Raw genomic sequence first — 8,412 nt, forward strand, 5'->3', positions numbered from 1 at the left:
CCCCATAAGCATATATAATATCAAAGTTAGTTTGGGAGAATTCTGGCGACAGAAAATCGACTGAAATTGCTGAGGCATTTTTGCAGTTATTTTGTTCAATCTTTTGTTGAAGAACAGCAATAGATACATCACTCAAATCTATTCCAATATATTCCTTGGCATTTTGCGCCATATAAATAGACAAGTAATTTCCTTTTAAACAACCTAAATCTAGTATTTTCTTATTACTAATATCTCCAAGCCAAATTTTATGTTCGTCGTAAACACGGTCTTTAATATCAAATTTTTGTCTAAAATCACTTAAAATCCCATTTCTAAAAGCCGCCCATAAAGTTGTTGCAATATTTCCTTTACCTTTTTCGGTCGAATTATAAAACTCTTTTTGGCGTTTATTTACTTCTAGTATTTCCTCGGTTTCTTTCATTATTTTACTCGATTTTGGCTTTACAAAAGTATTCTTTTTTGAAAGAGTTATTATTTTATTTTAAAATTCTTCTCAATGGCTTTGATCATTTCACCAGCAATATCTTTATGAGTAGCTCCTTCAATACCTTCTAAACCAGGCGAAGAATTTACTTCTAATAATAATGGTCCTTTTGAAGAACGAATAATATCGACACCTGCTACCTTCAGATCCATTGCTTTTGCAGCTTTTATGGCAATCCTTTTTTCTTCAATTGTTGGTTTTATGACAGATGCTGAACCACCTAAATGGATGTTGGCTCTAAATTCTCCAGGCAAAGCTTCACGCTGAATTGCAGCTACAACTTTACCATCTACAACAAATAATCTTAAATCTTTACCATTTGCTTCTTTGATAAATTCTTGAACTAATATATTAACATTCAAACTTTTGAAAGCGTTAATTACTGATTCAGCCGCTTTTTTTGTTTCTGCTAAAACTACTCCTTTTCCTTGCGTTCCTTCTAGTAATTTTACGATAAGTGGCGATCCGCCAACCATTTTTATTAAATCATCTGTATCTAATGGAGAATTTGCAAAACCTGTCGTTGGAATATCTACACCATGGTTTAGAAGTAATTGTAGAGAATATAATTTGTCTCGAGATTGTGTTATCGCTGCTGCAGAATTTAAACAAAAAACCTTCAATGCTTCAAATTGCCTTGTTAATGCACAACCATAAAATGTAATACTTGGACGAATTCTGGGAATAACGGCATCAAAATTATCTAGAACTTTTCCACCACGATAATGAATTTCTGGAGTTGTAGCGTCTAGTTTCATATAACATTCTTTAATATTTAAAAAGAACATTTCGTGACCACGCATTTCGCCAGCTTCCATGATACGTTTGTTACTATACAACTCAGGATTACTGGCTAATAAGCCAATTCGTAATCCACTTTTTGGTTCTTCGGAACTTTGATAAAATGATTTTATAGTTTCTACTGATGGTTGTCCTAATAAATATTTTTGTTCTGGATCTACAAGAATTCTTCCACTCATAGCTTCACGTCCCAAAAGCATGCGAAAACCCATTGAGTCTCTATTGGTCAATGTCATTTCGATTGTCCAAATGTTATCGTCAATTTTTAATTGTGTCTGTATTACATAACGTTGTTCTCTATAGCCGCTAGAGCTTTTTACAACACGTTTGTCAATTAATTTTGCTTCACAATGTTTGACAGCTTTAGTATTGTTTTGAATGGGATTTATATCAAATTTTACCCAGTTTTCATTGTCACGAATAAAAGGCGAAATATTAATTGCATGCAATGCCGAAGTTTTTGCTCCCGAGTCTACTCTGGCTTTGATAATTGGAATATTCAAATCTGGAAAAGAACACCATTCTTCACTACCTAGAATTAGTTTTTGTGGTAACATATAATTGAATTGTTTTAAACGTATTTAAATAAATATCAAAAGTAAATATTTGTTTTCAAAAAAAATGCAGAATCTCTTATAAAGTATAAACCCGTTATGTTATAAAAACGTAACGGGTTTACTATAAGGGAATAATAAAAGCTATTATTTAGTTGGCTCTTCTGCTTTCAGAATTTTCACACTCAATTCAGTAGCATTTTCTTCTATATCCATAAATATTTCGTCGCCTGTAGCTATTTTTGAAGTGATAATTTCCTCAGCAAGTACGTCTTCTACATATTTTTGAATAGCACGTTTTAATGGTCTTGCTCCAAATTGTCTATCGAATCCTTTTTCGGCAACATAAGCTTTTGCTTTGTCAGATAAAGAAAGAGAATAGCCTAATTCTTTAACACGAGCATATAATTTGTTTAACTCAATTTCGATAATTGAATTAATATCTTCTTTTTCTAAAGCATTAAATACAATTACATCGTCAATTCTGTTTAGGAATTCTGGTGCAAATGTTTTCTTTAATGCATTTTCGATGATACTTTTGGAATTATCGTCTGCTTGAGAAACTTTGGCAGCAGTTCCAAAACCTACTCCTTGACCAAAATCTTTCAATTGTCGTGCTCCAACATTTGAAGTCATGATAATAATAGTATTCTTGAAATCAATTTTTCGACCTAAACTATCGGTCATAAATCCATCATCAAGTACTTGTAACATCATATTGAAAACATCTGGATGTGCTTTTTCTATTTCGTCTAATAAAACGACACAATACGGTTTGCGACGGACTTTTTCTGTTAGTTGTCCGCCTTCTTCATAACCTACATATCCTGGAGGTGCTCCAACTAGACGAGAAATGGCAAATTTTTCCATATATTCACTCATGTCAATACGAACAAGCGCATCTTCTGAATCGAATAATTCTTTTGCTAAAACCTTGGCTAATTGTGTTTTACCAACACCAGTTTGTCCTAGGAAAATAAAGGAACCAATTGGTCGGTTTGGATCTTTTAATCCAGCACGATTTCGTTGAATAGAACGGGCGATTTTTAGTACCGCTTCGTTTTGTCCGATTACTTTGTTTTGAATAAGTTCTGGTAAATGTGCTAATTTATTACTTTCGGTTTGTGCAATACGATTTACAGGAATTCCTGTCATCATCGAAACAACATCGGCAACATTGTCTTCAGTTACATGGATTTTATTGTTTTTAGCATCATCATCCCATTCTTCTTGAGCGATTGCTAAGTCTTTTTCTATTTTTTTCTCATCATCACGTAGTTTCGCCGCTTCCTCATATTTCTGTCTTTTTACTACAGAATTTTTAAGTTCACGAACTTCTTCTAACTGACGTTCTAAATCAAGGATTTTCTTAGGAACATCTATGTTCGTGATGTGAACACGTGATCCCGCTTCGTCCAGTGCATCTATAGCTTTGTCTGGTAAAAAACGATCAGACATATATCTATTGGTTAGCTTAACGCAAGCTTCAATCGCTTCGTCGCTATAGGTTACATTGTGATGATCTTCGTATTTGTCTTTAATATTATGTAAGATGGTAATGGTTTCTTCTACAGATGTAGGTTCGACTATTACCTTCTGAAAACGACGCTCTAATGCTCCATCTTTTTCTATGTATTGACGATATTCATCTAATGTTGTAGCTCCGATACATTGAATTTCACCTCTTGCTAAAGCTGGTTTAAACATGTTGGAAGCATCCAATGAGCCAGTTGCGCCACCAGCACCTACAATTGTATGAATTTCATCTATAAAAAGAATAATGTCATCATTCTTTTCTAGCTCATTCATTACAGCTTTCATTCGCTCTTCAAACTGTCCGCGGTATTTTGTACCAGCAACAAGACTAGCTAAATCTAGAGTAACAACCCTTTTTCCGAATAATATTCTAGAAACTTTCTTTTGTATAATACGCAAAGCCAAACCTTCTGCAATCGCAGATTTTCCAACCCCAGGTTCTCCAATAAGTAAGGGATTGTTCTTTTTTCTTCGACTCAAAATTTGAGAAACTCGTTCTATTTCTTTTTCACGTCCCACAACCGGATCGAGTTTGCCTTCTTCAGCCATTTCTGTTAAATCTCTCCCAAAATTATCTAGAACAGGCGTTTTAGATTTTTTATTCGATTTATTGGCAGGATTATTAAAATTATCTCCTTTTAGGCTGTCATCTTGTCCTGAATCATCTCCATAAGAGGATTCGTTTTTGGGGAAATTATCTTGAAAATCTTCTTCGTTGTTACTTGGTGTCATATTTAAATATTGTTCTTTGGCTACATCGTAGTCAATTTTTAGCTTATTGAGGAGTTTGGTCGTTGGGTCATTCTCGTTACGTAAAATACATAGCAATAAATGTGCAGTACTTATTGAAGTAGCTTGAAAAACTTTAGCTTCTAGAAAAGTAGTTTTCAGAGCTCTTTCGGCCTGTCTTGTAAGATGTAAATTTTTCTTATCGTTGCTCACAATTACATTTGGATTGGCAGGGCTTAGTATTTCGACTTTCCTACGTAAATGATCTAAATCGATAGAAAGATTATTTAATATAGAAATAGCAGTCCCATTTCCGTCACGTAAAATACCCAACATTAAATGTTCGGTACCAATAAAATCGTGACCCAAACGCAAGGCTTCTTCCTTACTATAAGTAATTACATCTTTGACTCTTGGTGAAAAATTATCATCCATAATTATATCTTGTTAATGTAAATTTAGTGATTTATCAATAGAAATGCAAAAATCATTCCGCACCAAATGTACTGACAGCTAATTGACAAAAAAATATTCAAAAACAAGTGTTAAAGTATCTATTATTTATTAACCAAAAGAACCTTTAATATTGTTAATAAAAATAAGAAAATTCTATTATTATGTGTGTAAAAAATAATCGAGAAAGCTTATATTAGCAGGATTTTTAAAATTAGATAATTAAACATAAATATAGTATGTCGACAGGAGAAAAGTTAATACCAATTAACATTGAAGACGAAATGAAAACAGCTTACATCGATTATTCGATGTCGGTTATTGTATCGCGTGCCTTACCTGATGTAAGAGATGGTTTAAAACCAGTTCACAGAAGGGTTTTATATGGTATGTATGATTTAGGAATAACTTCAAAATCTGCCCACAAGAAATCTGCGAGAATTGTCGGAGAAGTTTTAGGTAAATATCACCCACACGGAGATACATCAGTATATGATGCTATGGTTCGTATGGCTCAAGAATGGTCTTTGCGTTATTTGTTAGTAGATGGTCAAGGTAACTTTGGTTCTGTAGATGGAGATAGTCCTGCAGCCATGCGTTATACGGAAGCTAGAATGCGTAAAATTTCGGAAGAAATTATGGCAGATATAGAAAAAGAAACTGTCGATTTTCAGTTAAACTTTGATGATACTTTATACGAGCCAAAAGTAATGCCTACTAAAGTTCCTACTTTATTAATAAACGGAGCAACAGGAATTGCAGTTGGTATGGCAACAAATATGCCACCACACAACTTAACAGAAGTTATTAATGGTACTTTAGCTTACCTTGAAAATAACGATATCGAGATTGATGAGTTAATGCACCATATTAAAGCACCAGACTTTCCAACAGGTGGTATAATATATGGTTACGAAGGTGTTCGTGAAGCTTTTAAAACTGGTCGTGGACGTATTGTAATGCGTGCAAAAGTTGGTTTTGAAGAGGTTGATGGTCGCGAATGTATAATCGTGAGCGAGATTCCTTACCAAGTGAATAAAGCCGATATGATTAAACGTACGGCCGATTTGGTTAATGATAAAAAAATTGAAGGTATATCGAACATTCGTGATGAATCGGATAGAAACGGTATGCGTATCGTTTATATATTGAAACGTGATGCAACTCCAAACGTTGTATTAAACACACTTTATAAATATACCCAATTACAATCTTCATTTAGTGTAAATAATATTGCGCTAGTAAAAGGTCGTCCTCAAATGTTGAATCTAAAAGATTTGATTCATTATTTTGTAGAACACCGTCATGATGTAGTGGTTCGTAGAACTCAGTTTGATTTAAGAAAAGCAGAAGAAAGAGCACATATATTAGAAGGTTTAATCATTGCTTCGGATAATATTGATGAAGTAATTGCTTTAATTCGAGCTTCTAAAAACACCGATGAAGCCAAAGAAAAATTAATCGAAAGATTTAAACTTTCTGATATTCAGGCACGTGCAATCGTAGAAATGCGTTTGCGTCAATTAACTGGTCTAGAACAAGACAAATTAAGAGCTGAATATGAAGAATTAATGAAATTAATTGAGCATTTGAAAGCTTTATTGGCTGATGTGAACTTAAGAACTGCATTAATCAAAGAAGAACTTGAGGACATGCGTGCCAAATATGGTGACGAACGTCGTTCTCAAATTGAATATTCAGGTGGAGATGTTAGTATAGAAGATTTAATTGCCGACGAAAATGTAGTGATTACAATTTCTCACGCAGGATACATAAAACGTACAAATCTTAATGAATACAAAACACAAAATAGAGGAGGAGTAGGTCAAAAATCTGCTGGAACTCGTGATGCCGATTTCTTAGAACACATGTATGTGGCTACAAACCATCAATATATGATGTTCTTTACCCAAAAAGGAAAATGTTATTGGATGCGTGTTTACGAAATTCCAGAAGGAAGTAAAACAGCAAAAGGACGTGCTTTACAAAACTTAATTAATATAGAAAGTGACGATAAAGTAAAAGCGTTTATCTGTACACAAGACTTAAAAGACAAAGACTATACAACTAGCCATAATTTAATTATGGTTACTAAGAAAGGATTGGTTAAGAAAACATCTTTAGATAAATATTCTAAACCACGTGTAAATGGTGTTGCAGCTATTACTATCAAAGAAGGTGACGAATTATTATCGGCCGAATTAACAGATGGAAACAGTCAAATAATCGTAGCTGTAAAATCAGGTAAATTACTTCGTTTTGAAGAAACTAAAACTCGACCAATGGGAAGAACAGCTTCTGGAGTTCGTGGAATTAGACTTAAAGACGAATCTGATGAAGTAATCGGAATGGTTTCTGTAAATGATATGAATAGTGAAATTCTTGTTGTTGCCGAAAACGGATACGGAAAACGTTCTAGTCTTGATGAATACAGAATTACAAATCGTGGTGGAAAAGGAGTTAAAACCCTTAATATTACAGAGAAAACAGGACAACTTATTTCTATAAATTCTGTTACAGATGCTGATGATTTAATGATTATCAATAAATCTGGATTAACCATCAGAATGGCTGTAGAAGATTTACGTGTAATGGGTCGTGCAACGCAAGGTGTAAAACTAATTAACTTAAAAGGTAAAGATTCTATCGCAGCAGTTACAAAAGTAATGAAAGATGATGTAGAGGAAGTTCTTGTTGATGAAGATGGAAATATTATCGAATCTGCAATTGAAAGAGTTAAACCAGTATTAGAAGTTCTTGAAGACGACGGAACAGCTGATGATGACGATGATGATGATTCTGACGAAGAAGTTGAAGACGATTCAGAAGATGCAGATGATGATTCTGACGACGAAGCATAATTAGTTAATTAATGCGAATTTCAATATTTGGCACAGATATTGAAATTTGTATTTTAAATTTTAAATAAAAAAAGATAAAATCATATTCTATGAAAACAAAATATGTAATAATAGCAGGAGCATTATTCATCTCAGCAGCTACTTTTGCTCAGAAGGATGAATTAAAAACATTGAAGAAAATTTATGCAAAAGAAACTATTTTAGATTCTGATTTAGTTGATTATAAAAAAAATGCTATAAAATTTGGAGATGTAGCGATTGAAGAAAGCGACAAAATATATGCAGATTTTTATAAAGGTATGTTGCCAATTCTAGAAATAAATGCTTTAGGAGCTAGTGCAACACCAATGCAAATAGCGAGTTTAATTAATATAAAAAACATATTAGAACTTTCTTCGGGGTTAAATGCAACACTAGATTTTGAAAAAAAATCTGGAAAAAAGATTTATACTGATGATATAAATGAGACTATAAATAGCTTTAAACCAACCCTGTGGCAATTTGTTATAGCATTAGACGCTCAAAAAAAATACAAAGAAGTTTCGCAAGTTGCTTATGCAATTTATCAATTAGACAAGAAAGATAAAGAAAGATTATTTGTTGCGGCGGATTATGCATTAAGAGCTGAAGATTATAATAACGCTATCAAATTGTATAATGAGCTAAATGCTTCAAATTATACAGGAGAAGGAACAAATTATTTAGCAAAGAATAAAGCAAACGATCAAGAAGATTATTTTAATACGCTTGCAGAAAGAGATGTTGCAGTAAAAATAGGAACACATTCAAATCCTAGAATTGAAAAAACACCATCAAAAAGGGGAGAAATTTACAAGAACCTTGCTATGGCGTATATTGCTAAAGACGATGTTCCAGGAGCAAAAAAATCAATTTCAGATGCAAGAGCTGCCAATCCAGACGATACATCTCTAATTATTACCGAAGCAAATTTGTATTATAAAACAAATGATTTGGATATGTACAAAAAACT

5 protein-coding genes are annotated in these 8,412 nt (G+C 33.2%); 2 read left to right on the plus strand and 3 right to left on the minus strand.

Features of this window, described 5'->3' with window-relative positions; all coding sequences use genetic code 11:
- The 3 genes from ACHZC3_RS09875 to ACHZC3_RS09885 all read right to left on the minus strand — a co-directional run.
- The coding region (locus ACHZC3_RS09875) for a class I SAM-dependent methyltransferase (RefSeq protein WP_394759698.1) at window positions 1–424 on the minus strand (424 nt) is incomplete at its 3' end.
- Window positions 425–474: 50 nt separating this feature from the next.
- The gene (gene rimK / locus ACHZC3_RS09880; protein ID WP_394759699.1) at window positions 475–1,845 is read right to left on the minus strand and encodes a 30S ribosomal protein S6--L-glutamate ligase; all 1,371 of its coding nucleotides are present in this window, start codon (window positions 1,843–1,845) and stop codon (window positions 475–477) included.
- A 144-nt stretch (window positions 1,846–1,989) separates the two neighbouring features.
- Complete coding sequence (locus ACHZC3_RS09885; protein ID WP_394759700.1) at window positions 1,990–4,542, minus strand: ATP-dependent Clp protease ATP-binding subunit; 2,553 nt, start codon at window positions 4,540–4,542, stop codon at window positions 1,990–1,992.
- Between the two features lie 257 nt (window positions 4,543–4,799).
- Here ACHZC3_RS09885 and gyrA point away from each other — a divergent pair, with 257 nt between their 5' ends.
- Together gyrA and ACHZC3_RS09895 are read left to right on the plus strand one after the other, a co-directional pair.
- Window positions 4,800–7,421: a DNA gyrase subunit A gene (gene gyrA, locus ACHZC3_RS09890; RefSeq protein ID WP_394759701.1), complete on the plus strand. Its 2,622-nt coding sequence runs from the start codon at window positions 4,800–4,802 to the stop codon at window positions 7,419–7,421.
- 89 nt (window positions 7,422–7,510) lie between these two features.
- On the plus strand, window positions 7,511–8,412 hold a 902-nt coding region (locus ACHZC3_RS09895), incomplete at its 3' end, for a tetratricopeptide repeat protein (protein ID WP_394759702.1).

Source organism: Flavobacterium sp. (assembly GCF_043720215.1).
Classification (GTDB): Bacteria; Bacteroidota; Bacteroidia; order Flavobacteriales; family Flavobacteriaceae; genus Flavobacterium.